Source organism: Bacillus cereus group sp. BfR-BA-01309, from assembly GCF_022664315.1.
GTDB classification, from domain to species: Bacteria; Bacillota; Bacilli; order Bacillales; family Bacillaceae_G; genus Bacillus_A; species Bacillus_A mobilis.
Genome location: NZ_JAKUHE010000013.1, coordinates 12,516 through 36,281 on the forward strand (window position 1 = coordinate 12,516; position 23,766 = coordinate 36,281).

The window sequence follows — 23,766 nt, forward strand, 5'->3', positions numbered from 1 at the left end:
TTTCATATCTTTAAAACAGTTATCTTTATTTAATACAGTACGAATTTATATTAAAGTCAAATTAAACTAATTCCGCTATACTAGCACCTTTTGTTATATCTGTAGTTCCAGCATTTCTATATAGATAACCGTTTACAAAACCTGAAACAGTTAATTTACCACCGTTGTTTTCTATATCCCCATTTACAATTCCTGTGCAGTTACATACTGAAGCTGTACTCATTAGTACATCGCCATTTACGACCCCACTAATTTGAAGCTTACTCGCGGTTTCAAGGGTGATGTCCCCTTGAACAATACCACTTAAATTCAGTTCTCCACCTTTACGAATAACTATATCTCCTTTTATAACTCCTGAGAGTTGTAGGGAAGAGCTGATAATTAAGTCATCATTAATAGCTTTACTTGAAGGCCCTTTATTTTTGACTATATTACTTACAATAGCATCATCACTATTGTTGTTTGTATACTCCACAACAATATTCCCTAAATTCATAATACTAATATCAGAGTCTGCATCGTATTCACCGAGATCATCTTCATTGGCACGGTATCCACCATAATGCTCTAAATCTACTTCTTGGAGGTTAGGTTCATCATTACTGATTCCATTATTCCATACATGGTTATAATTGTCCGTACCATGACTCATCTCATTAACAGATTCACTTTCATTAAACTGCTTTTCGAGTACTTGTCTTTGCCCTTTTACATATATTTTCCCTATCCTTTTTTGAGAAGGCTGCTCCTTTACGATTGGAAGAATGGGAGGAGATGACTGGTTATTACTTTCTGATATAACGGCTACCTTTGTGCTTTTTTCCTTTGCACTCACTGCATCTTCCTTTTCGCTTATTTGCATAGAGAAATTAGAGTCCATTTTAGTCACTATTCCAACTGGAACCTTTAATAAACATTCCTCTAAGAATGCACTTAAATTGCTATAAGGAACAATAACACCATGTTTTTCTACATAATTTGCTACTTTGCAAATTGCACTATCCCTACCATAACTTTTCATATAGGGGATGGAACCAATAATGAGTAGCTCAGACTTCGTACGTGAAATAGCGACATTGATACGTGCGATGTCCGAAAAGAAATTTGTTTTATGCTTGGAACGAGTCATGCAATAAAACACAATTTCCGCTTCTTCTCCTTGAAAGGCATCTACCGTATTGACAGCTATATTCCCATTATACGGATCTAATCCATTCTCTAATAGTCTTCGCTGCAACAATCGTTTTTGTCCTTTATATGGGGTGATAATCGCTATTTTCGTCATTGGCCCAATTTTTTCGTTTATCCTTTGCAAAATGTCCGCTACCATGTCAGCTTCTCGTTCATTTACAGGGGATTTCCCCGTAATGGCAGTTTCTTTATAGGCAGGTTCATCGCTCATTTCTATCAGATTTAAATGATTACCGAAAAAAGGTAGCTCTTTGTGATAAGTACTTTCACCGTTTCGTAGCTGTCCATCGTAAAAGATTTCACTAATCATCGTCCCTATTACCGCGGGCATTCGATACTGAGTAGCTAGCATGCCCTTGTTACTGCCCGGACAGTTCACATACAACTTCTCAAATAAACTTTTCTCAAAAAGTTCCTCTTTCACATACTCTTCATCTTCGATTTCGACTTTTTCCGGGTCGAATAAAGCACTGTCTAAAGTAGGTGGCAACTGGCGTTGATCCCCTATTAAAATTAACTTCTTTGCTCGATTAATTGGAATTAACAACTCAGCTGGTAGAGCCTTCCCTGCCTCGTCAATTATGACTAAGTCAAATTCTAAACGGTCTAGCCCAATCGATTTTTGCGCTAACCCTACACAAGTTGCACCTATAATCTTATTGCTTATTAAAATCAATTCTCCCAAATGAGCATTATACCCATCCATACTAACCTCGTCATACCAACGATTAAATAGTGGGTCAGACCCATATAGATGTTTTTTACGCTCGAGCCGTTCCATATATTCCTCATATTTTTTCTCAAAGCTCACCGGTTGAATGACGGGGTCAATCTTGTCTGCCTTACCACAACGAATCATTGTTTCCGATCCATATATGTCTATTAAGTCTTTCATAACATTATCAACGGCAACATTTGCTTGGGATACGATAAGAACTCTGTCATTAGGATAATTCGCTAAATATTGCTGAATAATTTCAATAATAACCGTGGTCTTTCCTGTTCCAGGAGGGCCCTGAATCATATAAAATTCCTTCTCCTGCAAACTATTTCTTACAAGCTGATTTTGATTTGGGTTCTCTTCAATATACGAATTATAAAATTTCACAAAGTTAAATTCATTTTTAGACGATTCCACATTCAACGAGTTTAATACATACATTTTAATGTTCGAATTGCTAACTAACCCTTGTCGAAACCCATTAAGTGCATTCTTCTGCTGTATTTCTGGATATGGCATATTTTTTTCATATAGCAAAAGATCTATATCTCCCTCTAACCCACAATCACCATAAACCGTAATACCTTCTCCTGTCTCATGAAAACGCACAGTAAATGTTCCATCATTTGCTTCAATAAAATAATGACGAGGGCCTCTTCTTTCCTTTTCTAAAAATGCTCTTACCTCATTGATATTTTTTATGCTTCCGTCATAAATGGCTTGCTTTGTGATTTTATCTAGCCTTTTATTAGAAATGTTCCTAACCTGACATAATTGGGAGGGCCCCTTAAACTTATAGGTTATTAACCTATCGGTAATTTCCGCCCATTTATTAAAGTACAACATCCCTTCATGACTTTCTTTAATGCTCTTTTGGTTTTTAAATTCATGAATTAGTAGGATACAAAGCTGGTTTAACTCCTCAAATTGAGCCTCATCTGTAATCGGAATCTCTTCTTCTAACGTTAAAAATAAATCTGTGTTGATCGCTACAAATACATCATCTGGCTTGCACATATATTCATTGGATAAAACATCTTCTAGCCTCAAGTAGTTGTACGTTTCATACTGCTGCATGCTAGCTCGTAACACTAAATTTGTTCCAAGCTGTAGCTTAATTTCTTTTAAATTTGAAAGGTTATTTTCATCAAACGGAGCAATTTTCCACTCATCCGTCCCATTCCAATAATCGTTCTTTTCCATCCACTCATTCAATGAATTAATTAAATTTACTGGAATAACAAGGGGAATACGCTGGAACTGCAATACAGATAAAGATTCCTGAAAACGTTCTGTAACGATAATATCCCAGGTTTCTTTTAAAAAATAATCCCATGCCGAAGGAAACACTCGTAATTTAGTACCTCGCGGTGGAAGTCGTAATGGGTTATCTAGGTTTTTTCTCGGCAACTTCAAATTTATACTTTTAAAATCTAAAAAAATATCACTATGCTTTTTTGATTGATCATGTCGAGTAACCTTTGCCTCAATCCCAATACTAGGCTGGAACAAAGCTAAATCTTTAAAAGTACCTTTTGCAATGGAGAGAACGTAAGAGTACTGCTTGAAATCATAATAATCCACAAAAAGCGGGACTTCAGCATGATCGTCGTACTCCTCCACCATGTCATAATCAACACACAAATAATTCAATGTAAACTGGTTGTTAACATTGAAGATACCATTTTGTGTTACTGCTCCTTTTTTCATATACAGAACTTGTCCACGATACGGGAACTGATTTGGCAGTAAGAACTCAAATGGCTCCGGTAAATCCTTCCCTAAACGTACACAATCATTTAAATGATTTTTATATTTCTTTAAGTATATTAAATAGCTAATAATCTTCTGTAATGATTCTTGAAGAGTAAATTCTAGTTGTGTTAAGGATTGCTTTCTTAGTAATGAGTAATGATGTCGCTTTTTAATTTCACGAATTCGACTAATAGCGGAGCTAATTTCCTCCTTTACCAATTCCCTTCGATTTTGATGCTCAAATAATTGAGCCAAGATTGCTTTATGGTATATTTCGCGAAATCTATGATTTTCTTTTGTAAGATCCGCAATTTCCTTGTCTAATTTCTCCTGTTCACTTTTCGATAAGGAGTCAAATTCTTTTTGTTTACGGCCTAATAACTCTTGCAACTTTTCTTGATTTCTCTCAACGTAATCCTCGTAATCACTTCGTATCCTGCTTTGTTCTCGTTTCTCTTCCTCTGTTAGTGTATCAAAAATAAATGCACCAATAGTTGCACCTATCCCAACTACTGCCAGACCTGCTGCAATGAATGGAATCATGCTCTCACCTTCTCCCTACCAATAAGCAATTTTTTAACGATCCAAGTTCTGAACAGTCTCCATTAGCATTTTGCTTTCAAATGAGTAATCTTCGCCTTTTTCCATCTTAGATCGAATGGCATCTTGCCACAATTTAATCGTTGACGTTTTATTTTTCAGCTTCTCACCTTCCCTATCCTGCTTTTTCATTTCAAGATTATCTTTATGATCAAGTTCTTTCAATTTCATTTCTCTTTCTGTGATGACATTCTCTCGTTCTAAGTTTGTTTCCCTTTCATGCTTGGAATCTTCATTTCTTAAGACCTGAATTTGTTTGTCATTCTCACTTAAAATTTGAGCTGTTGTACTCTGTAACTCTGCCATTTTGTGCTTAGTTTCTATTTCTAACCCCTTAGTTTTCTCCCGTTCTAGAAGCGTTTGTTGCCTCATTTTATATGCACCAGAAACACTTTCGACAACATCCGGAAACGCTTCTGCTACCTTGAATAAAATATCTCCCTTGCTCATACCTGTACTAATTGTCTTCGAATTTCTATCAATAATTTCTATCTTGTCTTCCTTAATAACTGGCGAATATTTATCTAGATTACCTTTTTTATGATTACTCATCATATCTCACCTCTATATGAATTTTGTTCTTAATTCCGTATATTTTTGTAGACAGATTCGATGCTGCTCCTCCAATTCTAAAAACTGTTTATGAGACCCTGTATCCGACAACTGTATGAACTTGTCATATAGGGCAAGAGTTTCTTTAATTGGATCAATGGCTAGCTGTTGTAAGTCCAATTTATTTAACCATTTCTTACTGCCTTGAACGTCCTTCTTTAGCCCAATCGTCATATCATTCCGTATTTTTTCCGCATTTAATTGGAGTGTCCGTCTCTTTTCATTCAATTCCTTAAACATCTCTTCCACCATCAGATTAAATTCTGATTCAATTTGTTTTTCCTTTTCCTTTACTTCCCCATCTATTAACTTATTCTTTTTGTTTACCTGTTTTTTTATTTCAATCGTCTGTTTTTTCGCTTCATTATAGTTTAAACAGGCACAGCCCGCCTCAATTAAAGAAACAGCTGTATCAATAGCTAACAACGCTAAGTTCGTCTTGCTAATCGTTTTCTTTGTCGCAACTTTAAACAAGATTGAAGCCTGTCGTGAAAAGTTAAATGCTGATCGCCCCATGTTCTCACTCCATACTGAAAATATTTGCTGGATTTTCATTTATTTTCAAATAAAATTCCTCTTCTACCTCAAAACTGAGCTCCCAATTCATATTATCTAAATCTAAACCTGTTAAATTTTCTAATATAATGGTAGAATCCCTTATTAAAATATCTTCTATTTTGTAATTAGGGAGTATCTCTACTTCGTTTCGAATATTATTTTCCCTCCTATAACTAGAATCGAGAGAAGAAGTTAGTATACCTGAAACACAATCAAAATAAAACTCCATCGAAAGCTCATTTCGGATTCTCTGTTCCTTTTTGAATAGCTCTAGGAGATAAATTGCTTTACCACTAATCAATCCACCTTCAAACTGTTCCAATTTATCAAGTGTACTTAACACAGATCGATAAGGTTCTAATAACAAATTAGTAATACACAATTTCCCTTTTTGTACTGGATACATAAACGGTAATAACGAATGAGCCTCCTCCATTATCGGCCTTTCTTCCCTTAGTACAAGTTGCTCTCTATCTACCTCATTCAACATACCACTATGGAGTATAAAAGGAACGTGCTTAGCTTTGAAATGAATGAACGCTTTTTTCTCTCTGTCTTTTTCAAATAACAGCTTTAGTGACACATCTAAAAGCGCCTTTTCTTCTTGGGATAAAGGCAATAACTCAAAGTTCTTCAGCAAAAAGTCCTTCGAATTGGAAGGATTTAAATTCCCATATAGATCCGGGATAATTCTTTGACTCAAAACGATTTCATTTGCAATAATCTCTTGTTTCTCAGTAATATTTACATTATCTGCAACAATCTCCCCTGAAACACAATTAATGAGAACTTGTTCCTTAAGATCATTGAAGGTTTCGACAGCCACTATCTTCCGATAAAATGCATTTCCCAATTCAGTTAGGTTTAATGGTTGATCCGATTCATCTACCAATCCAATTTTTGATAAGTAGCTTGCTTCATCATCAACAATGTTTAAAGGCATCTCAGTAATTTCGGCAATTTCTTGTTTAGAATAACCTTTTCCGATTCCAACTGCCCATATTAACATCTTGGAAAAAAATCCAACCTCTGATATTTCCTCCGAATGAATTGACATTTCTGCTTTCATGACAGGACAAAATACAGACCTTGGATATTTTAGTTTTACAGAGTATTTATATTGCACAAGGTACCTCCCAAAATCAGTTATATAAATATTATTCTTTAACTATATTTAAAAATCCTATCATTAAAATTAATTATACATTATAAGCCAACCTTAGTTACAATAGTTTTAATAGGTATCGTCCTTGTAACTCAAGGGTAGCAAAAAAGCGGTCCTTGAGTTTAAGATACTAAGCACAGTATGCTCATTTCTCAGTCCGAAAGATCGTTACTACCTGTGAAAATATACTATAATTAAAAGATATATATTTATTTTAACTTTTCGAAATTCAATTTAATGAAATGTATGAAATTAACTATCAATTTCATACATTTCATTAAATTGATAGTTAATTAACAAGTATATTAAGGATTTGCTTTTTCTTTTCCTCATCTATTTTAGAATCAGTAACAGCTTTTAATATGCCAGCACAAGAAGATAAAAAATCAGTTTGTGTCTTTTGATTATTATCATTTTTTTCGTATTTCGCATATTTTCTTTCATAATCTGGATTTATAGCAATATAATGATTTTTTTTGTCTGTACTCATAATCCAATAATTCATGTATTGCTTAATTCCTACGGAAATCATTTTCCCATTACTCAAGTAAAAAAAACTTTGTTCTTTCTCTCTTAACATATCAAAGAACAATCGGTTCACTTGACCATCTTTACTATTTTTATCTAAAGATACATTATATTCTTTAGATAAAATCTCTCTAACTCTTACATAACGTAACATCATATTAATATTCCACCTTTCTACCATATTAATGAAAAAAGGGCATAGACCATAGTGTCTTGTCCTTTTACTTATTCATTCCTATTACAATATATTACCATATAAATATTTAATCTCAAAAAAAGCTAAACGTTTCTCTGAGTATTAAAAAACAAGATTTGATTAGTAACATCAAAAAAGCTATGCAATCTTATAATTATTTTTCTTATCTTTAATAAGGTAATATATCGAAAGAATTAGTAAAATAAGCGATAGCCATTACACCAGTAAACATAGCAGCTGGCAAAACGCAAATACTTATAAATAAACTAGCACAAAGCAAAAATATTTTCATGACTCCCCAATAATCCCCCTTTTAAGCTGAAAGTATGTATAGCACCTTAGCATTTATTGATTTTCAATTCAAAGAAGGAACAGGCCATTAAATAGACTAATGACCTATTCTTTATAAAGACAGATGAGATTTATCTATTCTTTTTTATTCGTCGGTAAATTAAAAGCTTTAAAAACTTCTAAATGTACTTCAGTAATTTGTCCCTCTATAAAATCAATAAATTTATTAATCTCCATATCAGATGTTTTTGAATTTAAAGTAAAGTCATAAGATACTATAGATTTAGCCTCATCAATATCATAATATGTTAAATTAAATTTCGGCCGATTTTCTACACCTTTAACTAATTCACTAAAAAAGTCCTTAATTAAAAAACCATATACCTTTGGTCCTTCTCTCTCTTCAATCACTTCAACTTTAAGTTTCATATCCTCAATTTTAGTAATATTTATTTGAACCCTCTTCATTAGAGCAGTTTTTGGTTCACCATAATTTACAAGTGCATACGTAGTATTCATTTCAAGTTGTCTTAAATCCATGTTCACCGCTGCATCCCTGGATAAAAACACTCTCATAATTATATCCCCCTTCTAAAGTATTTCACAAAATAACCACCGGATATATAAGCATGTTTGGCATTACTACCAAACATGTTGTTATCATTTTAGCTAAGAAATTTTTTTACTCAAGGAACGCAAAGTGAGACGGTGGAAGATGGGTTAACTTGGTACAAGGGATGGCAAGATGCCATCTTAATTGTTCAACAGATAGTAAATTGTTACTTGGCAATTTTTCATGATCACTTCACTACACACCGAATATACGTTTGATTTATAATAGACATATATCGAAATGGGGGTGAAACAACATACCCATCAACTTAAGAAATCAGAATTACCCCAAAACGAAAAAATGAGCTTTTTTGTTACAAGTTGGTACAAATTTTCATTTTAGGCGTACATTAAAACCTTAGCTTAATGTCTATGTATGGTGAGCACTATTTTGGGTGATTAAGGATTTCCAATCATTATATTTAGATTATTAGTGTTAAAATAAGTATAGAAATTGCGAGGTTTTTATTCAAGAATAGTAGTAATTAGCCGAATAAGACGTAAAGTAATTAAATAACAAATTACATAGATAACTGGAGAGGTTCAAATGAGTAAAGTAGGAATATGTAAGGTGGATATTACACCTCCTTTAGGTATTGATTTTATTGGATACCATAGACCAATAGGGATTAGTAAAATTGAAGAACATATTTATGCAACAGTATATGTGTTTGAAAATAATCAAACAAAGACCGTATTTATTAGTATTGATAATATAGGAATGTTAATAGAAGATACAATAATAATTCGAGAACAGGTTGCACATGAGTTGAATGTTCCATTCAAAAACATAACCGTTGTTTATACTCATACCCATTCTGGTCCCGAAACAGTCGGTGATGATCAATTGATAAAGTCTTATAAAACGATTCTTATCAACAATGTGGTTAAAGGAGCCATAATTGCAAATGATAATATGCAATTATCTGAGGTGGGTTGGAACGTAACGATGGGTGAAATTGGAGTAAATCGAAGAGAGAGAACATCTGATGGAAAAGTGAAAATGGGTATAAATGAAAATGGAGTTGTAGACAAACGAATTGGCGTTTTAGCAATCAGAAACTACAAAACAAAAGAACTAACTGGAATTATTGTATTTTGTACTGCTCATCCTAATGTCTTAAAGTCAGATAGTGATATATTATCAGCAGATTATCCAGGATTGACAAGGGGAATTCTAGAACAAACATTGAACTGCCCTGTAATCATTGTTCAGGGGGCAGCTGGAAATGTGAATGCAAAATACCGTGGTTCTAAGGAAGCGTTAAAGCACATGGCTTACATATTGAGTGGCAATGTGCTAACGATGTTACCAACAGTTACTTATAATTTAATTTCAAAGCTGAATACTATTTCAACTACAATGAATATGAAACTAAAGGATATTCCTGAGCTTGAAGAGATAAAAAAAATGGCGCTACTAGCTGAAAAGCAATGGGGTGTTAATACTGATCAGTGGCTTAGTGTTGTTGTTGCTAAGCACAAGGAAAATATTAAACAGTTAGCAATTGATTTAGAAATTCAGTTATTTCAAATCAATGATGGATCATTCTCTGGAATACCAATGGAACCTTTTTCAGAAACAGCTCTAGCTATTAAAGAAAATCTAAACAATGAACTGGCTTTTTTTGGTGGATACACGAATGGTTATATAGGTTATTTACCTACAAAAGAAGAATATATATACGGAGGGTATGAAGTGGAACTAAACCCTGTGGTTTATGGGCCAAGTACAAATCTACTAATGCCGCCAGAAGAGAATACTGCTGAGTTGATAGTGAGCAAAGTTATGAAACTATACAATAATTAATGTTTTTATAATCAAGCAAAATATCTTATTCAGCAAATGGGGGTCTTCCATCACTATCAAACTAAAGTTTTGCACTATCTATAAAGCAAAAAAGACGTTATTCTTTTTGTAGAAATATACAGAAAGGATGGCGTTTTTGTATGAATCTATCGATTCAAGATGAGTTTTATTTGTTCGCTGAAGAACTACAGCGATATCTATCTCCACATATTCTTCAACAACTTGGCCAAGACACAGGTTTTGTAAAACGTAAAAGTAAGTATGGCGCACGAGATTTGGCTGCTTTATGTATTTGGATCAGTCAACATGTAGCAAGTAGTTCCCTTACTCGATTATGTAGTCAGCTTTATGCAAATACAGCTACACTTATGAGTCCTGAAGGACTTAATCAACGTTTTAACCGATGTGCTGTTTTATTTCTACAGCGTGTATTTTCCCTTTTAATCCAAAGTAAACTAAATGATTCTTCTCAAATCTCAAACCAATACATTTCTTATTTTCAACGTATACGTATTTTAGATGCTACTATTTTTCAAGTACCCAACCATTTATCTTCTATTTATCCTGGTTCAGGAGGATGTGCACAGACAGCTGGTATTAAGATTCAACTAGAGTATGATTTACATAGTGGGAAATTCCTCAATTTTCAAATGGAACCAGGCAAAAATAATGATAAAACCTTTGGTACAGAATGTTTGGATACTTTACGACCAGGAGATTTATGTATTCGAGATTTAGGTTACTTTTCTCTAAAAGATTTAGACCAGATGGATCAACGAGGGGTATTCTATGTTTCACGGTTGAAATTAAATAATAGAGTATATGTGAAAAATGAATCTCCAGAATTCTTTCGGGATGGGACAGTTAAATAGCAATCTTTATATGCTTTACTTGACCTTGAACATATCATGCATCAGATAAAACCAGGAGATACTTATGAAATTCGAAATGCCTATGTTGGACAACAAAAATTACCTTCACGAGTTGTAATATGCAGACTCACATCAGCTCAAGTTCATAAACGTAGGAAACAGCAAACTTATGTTGAAAAGAAAAAAGGGGTTACATACTCTGAAAAAAGTAAACGTTTAACAGAAATCAATGTTTATATTACCAACATCCCATGGGAAATGGTTCCGATGGAACATGTTCACGAGATTTACTCTCTACGTTGGCAAATAGAGATTGTATTTAAAACATGGAAATCTCTTTTTGGTATCAATCATTGTCACAATATTAAGCAAGAGCGTCTAGAATGTCATCTTTATGGACAGTTAATCGCTATTTTTCTTTGTTCTTCCACTATGTTCAAAATGCGACAGCTGTTACTACAGAAAAAACAAAAAGAATTAAGTGAATATAAAGCAATTTATATGATTCAAGATCATCTGTACTTAGTATATAAAGCTATACAACAAGACACCCAAGAAGTATCAAAAATTTTCCTTCGTCTGTTTGACCTCTTACAGAAAAACGGACGGAAATCCCATAGATATGAGAAAAAGACAATCTTTGATATTTTAGGCGTTGTTTATCAGTGCACTGTATCCAATCTAAAGCAGAAAACTGCATAACCTTTAAAAATACACCTTATCAAGGTTTATTTGGAATGCGCATTTTTAAAAACAAATAAACAAAATATCAAGCATGTAGGCAACAAGAACGGAAGGTCATGGAATACCTAGCCTTAGCTTGATGGGTATGTGTAAGTATCCCTAAAAAACAAAAAAAGAAAATTGTTAACAAAAAACACCATCAGCTAGAGCTACACCTCATCTAACTTCGCTTAAAAAGATATTACTAATTATTTTACATCATGTTTAAGGAAGTGATTTTTTGAAATCCTTTAAAGACCTATTTAAAAGGAATACAAGGCCGAAATTCCCTATTCAAGATACAAAAGCACTTTATTCAAAAGAAGTTGATTATTTAATTTTAGATTTAAGAGTTAAAAATGATGATAGAAAAAAATTGGATATACCGAAGCCTGTTAAAGAATTTGGTGATTTGATCACAAAAAAATTAGTAAATAACTTAATGCATAATATTCAATTCAATGAACTAGAGATAAAAATCTTAAACGGGATATATCATGATGCAAATGCTTCATTTATTGAATTTCTATTGTTAACTGATTTAATCCAATATGAAGATCCCAATACAGTGATAGCAGACTTACAAAACCAGGGGTACTCTTTATATAGAGGGCATTGGTTATTTACGGTTTAGAAATTATTATTGAACTAATTCGCGGTTCTTAGGAGGATATATAAATTAACTGAAGTTAAATTCTTAAAAAGTATGTGCACAATTGTGCTATGTATGAAGTTACTATGTGTTTGTCGCGAAATCTTTTAAATGTTTTTAGTAATCAAAAAAGCTACAAAGAAATTTTATCTCTTTATAGCTTTGAATTAATGAATTACGCAGTATAAATATACTAAAGTCATCAATAATAACCATTTACACTGTAGATAAACTAGCTTAGGATATTAAAGGTAATTATTCCCTAAATAAAATTCATTACCTTTAAGGAGTAGCGCCAACTTCCTATCAACTTAATATTTTGAAGTATCTCCCAAATGATAAAAATGAACTTCCTTGCTATAAATGACACAATTTCTTCGTTTTGGAGCATTATAGAATTTCAACTTGATGCCGATGTAGCAGGCCACCTACTATAAGGGGATCTTATTACTCCCTGTTTACTCATCTTTTATTTTAATAGATATTATATATTAATAAATTGTTAATTTTTTTGTTCCATATAAATTTAAATACTCTTGAATTTTAGAAAGATGAACATAGGTTTTACCATGCTCTTTTTCCATATAACTCATTACATCAGAGATTTTAGCAACTGCATATATGTCTACACTGTAATTTTTGGATGCCTCTTCTAAAGCTGACAGTTGAGACTCTAACGCTTTTTCCTCTCTATCAAGAGCAACAAGAAATGCGGATAATTCTCCACCTTCTCTCTCGATAATTTCTTTTGTTTCTTTAATTGTTCTGCCCGATGTAATAACGTCGTCTACTGCAAGCACTTTTCTTCCTTTTAAAGAAGTCCCCACAATATTTCCACCTTCACCATGGTCTTTTGCCTCTTTACGATTAAACGCATAATTAACTCGTAGTCCATGTTTATAGAATAAAGCCATAGACGCAGATAAGGAGATTGGGATTCCTTTATATGCAGGGCCGAAAATAACATCAAATTCGATGTTATTTTCTATAATACTAGAGGCATAGGATTCTCCTAATTTAGCTAATTTAACTGAATCATCAAATGAACCAAAATTAAAGAAATAGGGGCTGTTACGGCCTGATTTTAATTTAAAATTTCCAAATTCAAGGATTTTCTCCTCGCAAATGAACTGTATAAATTGATTCTTATTAGTATTCATTTCACTATTTACCACCTTTTATTAATAGAAGATACACATATATATTTATGATAATTGGAATCTCTTTTCTGTTTCTTTTTATAATTTATATAATCAAGCGGCAAAATTAATATAGACTGCGAACTTAGCATCTATATTTCCTAGACTAAAGTTTTACTTTCTATATTGTCTGGTTTCATAAACTTCTTAGCATCTATTCTCTGTTGAAGTTGTTCTTCTTCTAATAATATTATTCCTTTTTTCTCTAACCAAACATCATCATAAATCTGATCCAAATAATTTATTCCTGTATCTGGAATAATAGCCACAACTGCCTTTGCATTACTATTATTAAGCCAGGCCAATGCTGAGACGACTGATAATCCTCCAGAACCGCCTATCATGATTCCATACTTTTTAGCTAAGATACGACAAGTTGAAATCGCTTCTTGATCACTTGCTATACAAACTTGATCTATAACTTCTAAATTTGTATTTTGGCCTCTCCAACTCAACCCAACTCCGTTAATTAAATAGGGATTAAAGTGATTTTGGAATACAGCAGAACCTTGTACATCACAAGCAATAACATTAATTTCAGGATTAAATTGCTTAATAAATTTTCCGACTCCGCACAAATGTCCACCTGTACTTACTGCTCCCACAACAGAGTCAATAGGTAAATCGACAATTTCTTTACCAGTAGTTTCAGCATGAAAATTAGGATTATCAGGATTATCATATTGATTTGTCCAATATGCATTAGGATATTGGACTATAAGCTCTTTCACACGTTGAATTCTTGCTTTTTGGAAACCACCATTTTCATCTGGATTTTTTACCATTTCAACCTGGGCACCATATGCGTTATACCATTTTAATAGGTTCGAACTAATCTTTGGATCCACCACAATGATTACCTGAAATCCATAAACAGCTCCTAACATTGCTAGAGATTTACCCAAATTACCTGAAGTTGACTCTATTAAAATATCACCTTTTCGAATTTTCCCACTTTTCATAGCAGCTTTCACTAATCCAAGAGCCGTTCTATCTTTCACACTAAAATTGGGATTGAAGTAATCTAATTTTAAATATAACTTTTTCCCATAAGGTACCAAATCACTTTTAAAATCTACCACGGGTGTATTTCCTATACATTCTGTAATGTTATCATAAATCATACATTTATCACTCCACGATTTTGATATGCCCCTTAGTACTAGTTAGAATTTTATTTCCACTAGAAGAAATTAAAACCGGATCCTCTACGTGTAATGCTCCTAATCCAAACTCATAATATGGTGTTTCTACAGATAAAACCATTCCATCCTCAATTACATCCTCATTATTTGGAGCAAGTATAGGCAATTCATATGGTTCCAATCCTATACCATGCCCTACGTGATGCCTTCTGTATTCTTTGAAACCAGATTTATACACTGCGTCCATCGTTAAGTCAAAAACATCTGATCCCTTCATGCCAGGTTGAATTTCTTGCATAGCTATACATTGTCCTTTATAAAGTGCATTAAATTTATCATACTCTGGCTTCATATACTTATAAGATAAAACTCGTGCAATATCTGCCCAATATCCGTCACACACAATATCACAGTCAAACCAAATTAAATCTCCTGGCATTAATTTAATATCCTTACTTTGCCTACGCTGACCACCAACAGCATGTCTTCCGACTTTAATCATTGGTAAAACAGGTAATGCTCCTTTTTTAGCAATAGAACAATTGAAAATATTGGCTATTTCATATTCACTTATACCTTCAAATAAATTAGCAGCTACATCTTCAATTGCATTCTCTATACATCTTGCTGAATAAGCCAATGCTTGAACTTCATTATCTGTTTTTACTGACCTAACATGCCTTAAAATATTAGATACCGAAACTACCTTACTTTTTTTAAAACTATTACTAATAGTATCGATATGATATGGCTGCATTCCATCCTCATCTATACCTATGTTACAATGTTCAATGTCTATATCTTTTAAAAGAGCAATAAGCGCCTCTATCCCATTAGAATGGCTCGCATCGAAATTGGATAATAGTTTCAGACGCTCTTCTTCTTCAGAAAGAAGAACATTATTTTTATGTTCTCTATAAAAAACCCCATAAGTATATATTTTTCCTACCTGCACTCGTGCATCTAATACTTGATCAATTTCCCCAATAGAATGGACAATATGAACAATCTCAGGATTATCTATTGTAATAACTGAATAACATTGTCCAAAATATGGATTTAATGTCTTTACAACTGGCTGAAATCCTGTAAAATAACGAATATTTTCTTTTGTAGAAGCAATAATTGCATCTAACCCATTTTGTTTCATCTTATTAACTAAACGTTCTATATTATAAATCAATGTAATTGTTCACCTCAATATCCTTAGTCAATCCCAGTTCTTTATTAGTTCTAATACGGCAGGAGCTAATAAATTTTTATTTTTATATTCAATCCAACTTACTTCACTAATCTCTGCCTTAGGTTGAATTTTCCCTTCCCAATCCGCGGAAAAACATACAAGATCAACTACTGCTTTTTCGTTATAAGCTGGTCCTGTGACTGTATATAAATATTGAATACTCTCTGGAATTAATTTAATATTTAACTCCTCAAGTAACTCTCTTTTTAACGTTTCACTGGCCTTCTCGTCTTGTTCAATCTTCCCACCTGGTAGATACCAATGTTTATTATCTCGAACTCTTACTAATAATAATTTATTGTTTTCTTTTTTAACGAGACATGCACACTTTATCAGTTTCACTTTTCAATATCCTTTCCACCATATTGTACATTTTGCCTTTTTCGTATGATAAATAATGACCAGCAGCTATACGCATTGGGTCACCAGCATGATAGTACTCATATACCAATTGACGTTGTCCAAAAGCATCTCCTGAAGCATCCCATGCTAAGTTAAGTAGCATTGTTCTTTCTTTTGCATCAAATTCACCTGTTGAAAGAGCGGTCATTAAGTAATCTCCATTTTCATTGAAAAAGTCTTCATGATGAGGTGTCGCAAGCATAGAACCAGCGGCTAGTGATTGAATGCATTTTACCATTTTTTCATACATTTTTGGAAAATTATATCTAATTGCTTGGATTGCATTAATACTTGGTGTTATTACTCCCTCATTACTCATATATGCATCTTGTTCACTTAACACGATACTTGCCTTTAACAACTCTACATAGGATGTTAACTCTCCTAATTTTTCTTGAATGTTTATAAATTGATTCAGTTTTAGCATCTCAGCTAGCTTAATAGCAATGCCAGTTAAAAGCTCAGCTTTTGCCAGTCCTCTTACAATTCCTTGATGCCCCGTATGGTGCCTTGCAAAAGTCTTATCATAAAACTGATTAGATTTTTCTACATCTCTAAATATTAGAACTCTATCCCAAGGAATAAATACTTCATCTAATAATAAATAAGCATCTATTTCATCAAATTGATTTGTTAATGGATGATCAAACGTATCATAACCTTCTTTGACCAAAGGTTTTCTACATATTACTTTTAAACCTGGAGAATTCACAGGTAGAGTAAATGCTACAGCATAATCTTCATCTCCTGCCTTAAGGCCCGGCATATTAAAAATTAGGAGTTCATCTGCAATTGGAGCTAATGTAACAATCATTTTTGCACCTTTAACCACAATTCCTGATGCATCATAACTCACCACATGTACTCCTGCAAAATCATGTTCTTGTGCACCTAAAGCTTTTGAACGGTCAATCTGTGGATTAATTGATCCATGTGCTATAAATAAATTATTTGCCTTTACATGTTTATAATATTCTTCTGCATTTTGAGTATAATTTGCATATTCATCTCTACCAAAAAAGCTAGCATGAGCTGATAGTGTAGCTACTGCTGCATTAATAAAGTCTGGTGTTCTACCAAGCATCCCATAAGAGATATCAGCTGTTTCTTTGTAAGCCTTTCTTTTTCGCTCTAAATCTTTTATGCTTCTCGGAATTAGCAAACTAATTGAGGATCGTTGACCATCTGTATCTACAAAACTATGCTCTTCTGGTTTTTCATTTTGCAAACTATAATACTCTTCCACACAATGAATTGCACCTGAAAACGCTGAATGTTTTGTTACATCTTTAACTAATTCACCATTTAAATATACTTTTCGATTATCATTAATTCTTTCTCTGTACACCATTTTCTGTTTACCTCCAATATTAAGAATATTAAGTTTTCTGCGACTAATAAATACTTATTTAAATTTCACATAAATAGATTGGATCCGTATATAATCTAATGGACTCTCTCCATAGTTTTAGCATCTCTTGCCAATCTTCCTCTACATAATCCTCACGGATTATGAAGCTTAAAGGTACATTTAAATTTAAAAAACGTCCACAATTTATTGTAAACTTCGTAACACCAGCAGGAAGTAAAATACCTTCATCAACAACTTGAGCAATTTGTTTTAAACTTAAAGAGGGATAACGAATAACAATTCCATCTTCTTTTAACTCATTATTAGAAATACGTTGAAATTGATATTTATCTGTATATACATTTACAATTTGTTTCCATGTCTCTACCATTGAAAACAAATCTAATTGATTCATAAGCTTGGAATAAACATAATGATTATTCCCATCAATTGTAACGATTGCTAAATAATTATGTTCCTGAATAGGAACGTCGCTCCAATATAAATTAGTATTTTTTTTAAAATCTGCAATGAAATTTCTGTCATTTGGAATATAGTGCGCCCACGAATCAATAGATATTAATTCTGATTCCACTACTTGAACAACCATTCGTTTGCAATTTAAGGCTTGTAGAGACGATGTTCTATGTGCACCATCAAGTATTAAATACTTGTCCTTACTTATTTGAAAAGCAATAGGTGGATTCTTTAATTTTTGCTCTTCTTTAATTTTTTTACAAATTGATTTTAATCTCTTTACTTCATATTCTTCATGTAAAAATATTTGTTCGATTGGCACTACCTTTAATGCAGATAACACAGATTTCCCTCCCTAATCTCTTAAACATCCCACTGATAAAACCACAAATGTATAACCGGTACTTTATAAATGATGCAATTCGTCCAATTTATTAATTTATGATATTAATCAGATTTTAATAGTCTGAGAATTCCCAAACTTCCAATGATTAATAATATATCAAACCAAAAATGCTTTTTCAATAATATATGGTAAAATTTATTATTTTTTTACAAAAAAGTAATCGTCTGACATCACTCTTCAGATTTCATACATTTCATTTCCTTTATTTCTTTAAAATCCCTAACACTATCATGAATACACATCGTTTCTTTATTAAAAGTATGGTTTAAATTTTAATAATATTTACTGGAGAACATAAATAGTTATATATTCGTAAACTATTATCACTAGAAAAAAACTTGATAAAATTTTATCAGAAAATTTTATCAAGTTTTTGCATTTCATCATCTTATAGATATTACATACAGGAGATATCATATCCATATCCGATTTTTTTGTTTTAAGCAGAAAAAAAAAGGGAACTTATTATAAGTTTCCCTCTCTATTTATTATAAACTATACTATTAAGCTTTTTTATCAACCCATTTATTTACAACAACATGGTTGTAATCTTTCATTTGTGCAAAAAGCTCCTCTATATTTGTTGAAGATAGAATTAGATTAAGATTTTCTGGTCTTGCAAATCCTTTATCAACTGTATGTTGTAACATTTTAAGTAAGGGGTCAAAGAAACCGTCTACATTAATTAACCCAACTGGTTTTTTATGAATACCAATTTGTCCCCAAGATAAAACTTCAAACATTTCTTCATAGGTTCCGTATCCACCAGGCAATACAATAAACCCATCAGCCAGTTCACTCATCTTTTGTTTACGTGAATGCATAGAATCCACAACTATTAAATCAGTAAGCCCTTGATGTGCAATTTCTTTATCTCGTAAAAACTCAGGGATAATCCCTACTACATTTCCACCAGCTTGTAAGGCAGAGTTTGCTACACTCCCCATTAATCCGACTTTACCTCCACCATAAATTAATGTGGTATTTTTTTCACCTAAAAATTCCCCTAATTTTTCCGCTGTGTTTTTATACTCTTCACTTTCTCCAAAATTCGATCCACAAAATACACATATTGAATTCATGATTTCGACTCCTCATTTCTAAAATATATTTCTTTGTCAACACCATTAATAATCATATCAAATTTCTTTGTTATTTTTTTATGAAAATATTAAGAAATAACTCTCATGTCTGAAAAAACAACTTAAAAAACATTTGAATAACATTTATCTATGGAATATAATGGGTGAGGCGAGCTCGCTATATTCATAAAATACTATTAATTTCAAAAATATTATTATATATATTTTTATTTCTAACAATTCTATATCAATGGGAGATATTTTATTATGTGGATTTTATTTTTAATATTTGCCTTTTTGGCTGGACTTGCTTTACCGATTCAATTCAGTATTAATGCACAACTTCGTACTGTTGTAGGTTCACCTCTTGTTGCTGCAACTATTTCTTTTATAGTTGGTGCAATCACTTTGTTCACCGTTTCATTATTTAAAGCTGGTTTTAGTTTTAATAAAGGTATTGCATCTGCACCATGGTGGGTGTGGACTGGAGGCGTGTTAGGGGCTTTTTATGTACTAGCTACCATTATTCTTATTCCAAGAATTGGAGCGGGAACAACCGTAGCTTTGGTACTCGCTGGTCAAATCGTTGCATCTGTATTAATAGATCATTTTGGTTTAATTAATGTTCCTATACATCTGTTATCCTTACCACGTATTCTTGGCGCTATTTTAGTAATTATAGGTGTTATACTCATCCAAAAATTCTAGTTATAAATTATTACCTAGAATACTTTACATTGTTCATTTTAGATAAGGAGTTTTTAGCATTCTTTTAACTTTAATAATTTGAAGGGAAGATTCTAACTATGTATGCAAATATCCGCAATTTATTATTTAAGATGGACCCTGAAAAAGCTCATACACGAACTATTCAAGCTCTAAAGGTTATGCAATCATTTTCATTTGCTAGAGATTTATACAATACAAATATGAGCTTGAATGATTCTAGATTAGAATGTAAATTACTAAATATTACATTTCCTAATCCCATTGGTTTAGCAGCTGGTTTTGATAAGTTTGCTGATGTATATCCAGCTCTTGCATCCCTTGGTTTTGGCTCAGTTGAAGTAGGTTCTATTACACCTAATCCTCAGCCTGGAAATCCTAAACCTCGCCTATATCGTTTACCTGAGGACACAGCACTTATTAACCGTATGGGGTTTAATAGTGAGGGATTAAATAAAGCAAAGCAAAACTTTATGACTTTACCACGTCCAGCTATACCTCTAGGAATTAATTTAGGAAAAAACAAAGATACTCCAAACCAAGACGCCAATTTGGACTATCAAAAAGGACTGGAAGCACTCTATACTCATGGTGACTATTTTGTCATTAATATTAGCTCGCCAAACACTGAAGGATTAAGAGATTTACAATATGTCGATACTTTAAAGCCATTATTAACTTCTATTTTAACTAAACGTGATGAATTATGTAAAAAACATAGTCAATATCGTCCTATTGTTTTAAAGATTGCTCCTGACTTAACTCCAGAACAACTTGAAGGAGTTATCTCAATAATTTTAGAAGTAAAAGTTGATGCAGTTATTGCTGCAAATACAACTATTTCCCGTACTAATCTAACGTCTAAATATCAAGAACAAAGTGGTGGTTTAAGTGGTAAACCATTAAACTCACGTTCTACAGAAATTATTTCTAAAATCTATCAACAAACTCAAGGAAAATTACCTATTATTGGATCCGGTGGTGTTTTTACTGGAGAAGATGCATATGAAAAAATTAAATCTGGTGCTTCACTCGTACAGCTCTATACTAGTATGATTTATCGAGGGCCCTCTGTTGCAAAACAAATTAACCAAGAAATTTTAAATCTACTAGAAAAAGATGGACTTTCTAGCATTACTGACGCTATTGGTCTATATCACAAATGAATTCTGCCCCGCTTCTAAAATTGAAGCGGGGCAGAATTCATTTGTGACAACATTTTTATTGGAGTGACATAGCTGTGAGTACCATTTTATGAAGCAATATTAAAGATAAGTATACCGGTACTCTTAAACAGTTAAATTATAAACGTTTGAAAAAAAATAAGAATTATAACGTTAAGTGTAGATTCAAGCAAAAATAAAAATTTAAGAATAAATTTTTTAAAAGAATTGGATGATGTCATATATATTTGTAAAATTACTGTGGATAGTTCTATTGCACAGTTTCTTAACTGATAGAAAGTTAGAGTGAGTACAGTTGAATCTTATGCAATTGTAAGTAATTGCTGTAATTCATTGTATGTTGAAAAAACGAAGGTCGGCTGCAAACTTCGTTTTCGTTTATATAGCATGGATTGTTCTGATTCCTTTCAAGGTACGAGTAGCATGGCGAAGACTTTGAAATCCTACGGATTTGAAAAAACGTCGCTGGATATGTCTATAATCCTGTTCTATGAGATTATTCAAATAATCCATAGATTACACCTCCTTCCCCTCTAAACTTAGAGAAAAAGGATTAGCAACCTCTCCGCCCACGCTATACAGTTGAATTTATTCTATTATAGATGTACCACTCTTCGTAGTATCCTGAAATTTATAAATGCCTCGATTGGGATATATATAACAGAGCATTCCCCAGTGACTGAATAGTTTTCTCCCTTGTTGTGAGTAACCTGTTTCCAAAGTCAAAATCAACCATACAGATCATCTTGGAGATAACCTAATTCTATTAATTGTTCTGGAAACATCTCTTTAAAATTCTCCCGCATAAATATAATTTTTCTAGTGCATCTAAGAACTTACCGAAACTATGTATCGAAATGTATCTAGCATTCAACTCTTTCAATGTAAAAAACAATATACAGAATTAACTAGCAAATGTTATAATTGGTTAATTTGTACAAAGGGGGATATTTATGAAGATGTATTATAACGAACGAGCTCATGAATATGAAAAGGTTTATTTTAGAAACGATCCTATTCGTCAAAAAGAACAGATTCTCATTCAACAGAAACTCCAAAAGCTATTTACAGACCAATCTATTTTAGAAATAGCATGTGGGACAGGCTATTGGACACAGTTTATAGCTAAAACAGCAAAACATATAACAGCCTTAGATTATTCCAACGAAGTATTAAACATTGCAAATCAAAAAAACATTTCCCCTTCTAAAGTGAATTTTCTTCAAAGGGATGCCTATCAGCTTGACAAAATCTCTGGAAACTTTGAGGGAGGTATTGCAAACTTTTGGTTTTCACATATACCAAAGTTTAGAATTCAAGAATTTTTAAATCAATTACACAATAAGCTTGGGTCTGGAACAACAGTTTTTATGGCTGATAATATTTATATAAAGTCCATAGGTGGTACTTTAATATATAAAGAGAATGATCCAAATACATATAAATTAAGGACTTTGGATAATGGAACAAAATATGAAATCATAAAAAACTATTACACCGAGGAAGAACTAAAAAATATATTTACCCCTGTTTCAAATGATTTACAGATATATATGGGACAGTGTTTTTGGTGGGTATCTTACAAAATTAAATAAGAAAGTTCAACTTCTTATAACGAATTTTTGAAGTGCCATCTAAAAGTTAGGCACGGTTATTTCATTAGGCAGCTTGATAAAAGTGGGCCCGGTATTGCACCGGGCTAATTTTTAATTTTGTCTTTATCCGTTTTGTATTTTAATAATCTATATATTTTTCTAATTCTATTTTGAAATGCTCTACACTTTCAAACTCGTTTATGTAGAGAATTTCAGACTTCATGATTCCAAAGAAATTCTCCATTACTACGTTGTCATAACAGTTGCCTTTACGAGACATACTTTGTACGATACCTCTTTCTTGTAATGCCTGACGGTACTGTTTCATTTGATAATGTCACCCTTGATCTGAATACATCAATAGTTGGTAATTTCCCCTTATTTTGAACTAAGGCATTCAAATTTTTTAAATACGCATTTTCCATGCGTAAGTGTTCTAATTCAGCTTGTAACGCTTCAATTGAACCTTCCGCCGGAATCCTTTTTGTATCATGTTTTGTGTGTTTATTTTTCATGGATGGATGCCCCTTTCTCTTTGGTTCAAGGGCATCTAAGCCACCTACTTCAAATTGTTTCTTCCATTGATAAACCTTTGTAAAAGAAGGGATTATGAATGTAGCTGCTGTATCCATTAACGACATACACGATTGAGCCATAAAATTTAGTACGT

The 23,766-nt window shown here is 32.6% G+C and carries 18 protein-coding genes and 4 pseudogenes; 6 read left to right on the forward strand and 16 right to left on the reverse strand.

Features of this window, described 5'->3' with window-relative positions; translation table 11 throughout:
- Window positions 1–61: 61 nt before the first annotated feature.
- The 6 genes from MR115_RS21925 to MR115_RS21950 all read right to left on the reverse strand — a co-directional run bounded on the left by MR115_RS21925 (window position 62) and on the right by MR115_RS21950 (window position 8,193).
- Complete coding sequence (locus MR115_RS21925; RefSeq protein ID WP_242242763.1) at window positions 62–4,210, reverse strand: AAA domain-containing protein; 4,149 nt, start codon at window positions 4,208–4,210, stop codon at window positions 62–64.
- Between the two features lie 33 nt (window positions 4,211–4,243).
- Window positions 4,244–4,819, reverse strand: coding sequence for a hypothetical protein (locus tag MR115_RS21930; protein WP_242242764.1), 576 nt, complete (start codon window positions 4,817–4,819; stop codon window positions 4,244–4,246).
- A 12-nt stretch (window positions 4,820–4,831) separates the two neighbouring features.
- Window positions 4,832–5,395, reverse strand: a complete 564-nt coding sequence (locus MR115_RS21935; protein WP_242242765.1) for a hypothetical protein — start codon at window positions 5,393–5,395, stop codon at window positions 4,832–4,834.
- 4 nt (window positions 5,396–5,399) lie between these two features.
- Complete coding sequence (locus tag MR115_RS21940) at window positions 5,400–6,563, reverse strand: hypothetical protein (RefSeq protein WP_242242766.1); 1,164 nt, start codon at window positions 6,561–6,563, stop codon at window positions 5,400–5,402.
- A 328-nt stretch (window positions 6,564–6,891) separates the two neighbouring features.
- Window positions 6,892–7,287, reverse strand: a complete 396-nt coding sequence (locus MR115_RS21945; protein WP_242242767.1) for a hypothetical protein — start codon at window positions 7,285–7,287, stop codon at window positions 6,892–6,894.
- Window positions 7,288–7,752: 465 nt separating this feature from the next.
- Window positions 7,753–8,193: a hypothetical protein gene (locus MR115_RS21950; RefSeq protein ID WP_242242768.1), complete on the reverse strand. Its 441-nt coding sequence runs from the start codon at window positions 8,191–8,193 to the stop codon at window positions 7,753–7,755.
- A gap of 583 nt (window positions 8,194–8,776) precedes the next feature.
- Between MR115_RS21950 and MR115_RS21955 the strand changes: the two genes are divergently transcribed.
- The 3 genes and pseudogenes from MR115_RS21955 to MR115_RS21965 all read left to right on the forward strand — a co-directional run bounded on the left by MR115_RS21955 (window position 8,777) and on the right by MR115_RS21965 (window position 12,268).
- Window positions 8,777–10,039: a neutral/alkaline non-lysosomal ceramidase N-terminal domain-containing protein gene (locus MR115_RS21955; protein WP_242242769.1), complete on the forward strand. Its 1,263-nt coding sequence runs from the start codon at window positions 8,777–8,779 to the stop codon at window positions 10,037–10,039.
- A gap of 140 nt (window positions 10,040–10,179) precedes the next feature.
- A pseudogene (locus MR115_RS21960) lies at window positions 10,180–11,613 on the forward strand (IS4 family transposase).
- Between the two features lie 262 nt (window positions 11,614–11,875).
- A complete protein-coding gene (locus tag MR115_RS21965; protein WP_242242770.1) occupies window positions 11,876–12,268 on the forward strand; it encodes a hypothetical protein in 393 nt (130 codons plus the stop codon).
- Window positions 12,269–12,777: 509 nt separating this feature from the next.
- On the opposite strand, the gene pyrE is transcribed toward MR115_RS21965, so the two are convergent.
- The 7 genes from pyrE to MR115_RS22000 form a co-directional block, all read right to left on the reverse strand.
- The gene (gene pyrE, locus MR115_RS21970; protein WP_242242771.1) at window positions 12,778–13,446 is read right to left on the reverse strand and encodes an orotate phosphoribosyltransferase; all 669 of its coding nucleotides are present in this window, start codon (window positions 13,444–13,446) and stop codon (window positions 12,778–12,780) included.
- Between the two features lie 140 nt (window positions 13,447–13,586).
- A complete protein-coding gene (locus MR115_RS21975; protein WP_000638693.1) occupies window positions 13,587–14,609 on the reverse strand; it encodes a PLP-dependent cysteine synthase family protein in 1,023 nt (340 codons plus the stop codon).
- Window positions 14,610–14,616: 7 nt separating this feature from the next.
- Window positions 14,617–15,813, reverse strand: coding sequence for a M24 family metallopeptidase (locus tag MR115_RS21980; RefSeq protein ID WP_242242772.1), 1,197 nt, complete (start codon window positions 15,811–15,813; stop codon window positions 14,617–14,619).
- 27 nt (window positions 15,814–15,840) lie between these two features.
- Complete coding sequence (locus MR115_RS21985) at window positions 15,841–16,215, reverse strand: NUDIX hydrolase (RefSeq protein WP_242242773.1); 375 nt, start codon at window positions 16,213–16,215, stop codon at window positions 15,841–15,843.
- Window positions 16,184–17,626: a 4-hydroxyphenylacetate 3-hydroxylase family protein gene (locus MR115_RS21990; protein WP_242242774.1), complete on the reverse strand. Its 1,443-nt coding sequence runs from the start codon at window positions 17,624–17,626 to the stop codon at window positions 16,184–16,186. The genes MR115_RS21985 and MR115_RS21990 overlap by 32 nt, the downstream gene beginning before the upstream one ends.
- Window positions 17,627–17,684: 58 nt before the next feature.
- Window positions 17,685–18,446: a ParB N-terminal domain-containing protein gene (locus tag MR115_RS21995; protein WP_000947371.1), complete on the reverse strand. Its 762-nt coding sequence runs from the start codon at window positions 18,444–18,446 to the stop codon at window positions 17,685–17,687.
- 566 nt (window positions 18,447–19,012) lie between these two features.
- Window positions 19,013–19,591, reverse strand: coding sequence for an LOG family protein (locus tag MR115_RS22000; protein ID WP_242242775.1), 579 nt, complete (start codon window positions 19,589–19,591; stop codon window positions 19,013–19,015).
- Between the two features lie 267 nt (window positions 19,592–19,858).
- On the opposite strand from MR115_RS22000, the gene MR115_RS22005 reads away from it, so the two are divergent.
- Together MR115_RS22005 and MR115_RS22010 are read left to right on the forward strand one after the other, a co-directional pair.
- Window positions 19,859–20,299 (forward strand): DMT family transporter, encoded by a 441-nt coding sequence (locus MR115_RS22005; RefSeq protein ID WP_000264902.1) that lies wholly within the window; start codon window positions 19,859–19,861, stop codon window positions 20,297–20,299.
- 98 nt (window positions 20,300–20,397) lie between these two features.
- On the forward strand, window positions 20,398–21,483 hold the full coding sequence (locus MR115_RS22010) for a quinone-dependent dihydroorotate dehydrogenase (protein ID WP_242242776.1): 1,086 nt from the start codon (window positions 20,398–20,400) through the stop codon (window positions 21,481–21,483).
- Between the two features lie 320 nt (window positions 21,484–21,803).
- Here the strand turns inward: MR115_RS22010 and MR115_RS22015 are convergent.
- Window positions 21,804–22,017: pseudogene (locus MR115_RS22015) on the reverse strand (DDE-type integrase/transposase/recombinase); the annotation flags it as partial.
- A gap of 437 nt (window positions 22,018–22,454) precedes the next feature.
- Here MR115_RS22015 and MR115_RS22020 point away from each other — a divergent pair.
- Complete coding sequence (locus MR115_RS22020) at window positions 22,455–23,096, forward strand: class I SAM-dependent DNA methyltransferase (protein WP_242242777.1); 642 nt, start codon at window positions 22,455–22,457, stop codon at window positions 23,094–23,096.
- A 64-nt stretch (window positions 23,097–23,160) separates the two neighbouring features.
- Here the strand turns inward: MR115_RS22020 and MR115_RS30340 are convergent.
- Both MR115_RS30340 and MR115_RS30345 read right to left on the reverse strand, forming a co-directional pair.
- Window positions 23,161–23,463 (reverse strand): annotated as a pseudogene (locus tag MR115_RS30340) (transposase); the annotation flags it as partial.
- Between the two features lie 217 nt (window positions 23,464–23,680).
- A pseudogene (locus tag MR115_RS30345) lies at window positions 23,681–23,752 on the reverse strand (hypothetical protein); the annotation flags it as partial.
- Window positions 23,753–23,766 lie beyond the last annotated feature (14 nt).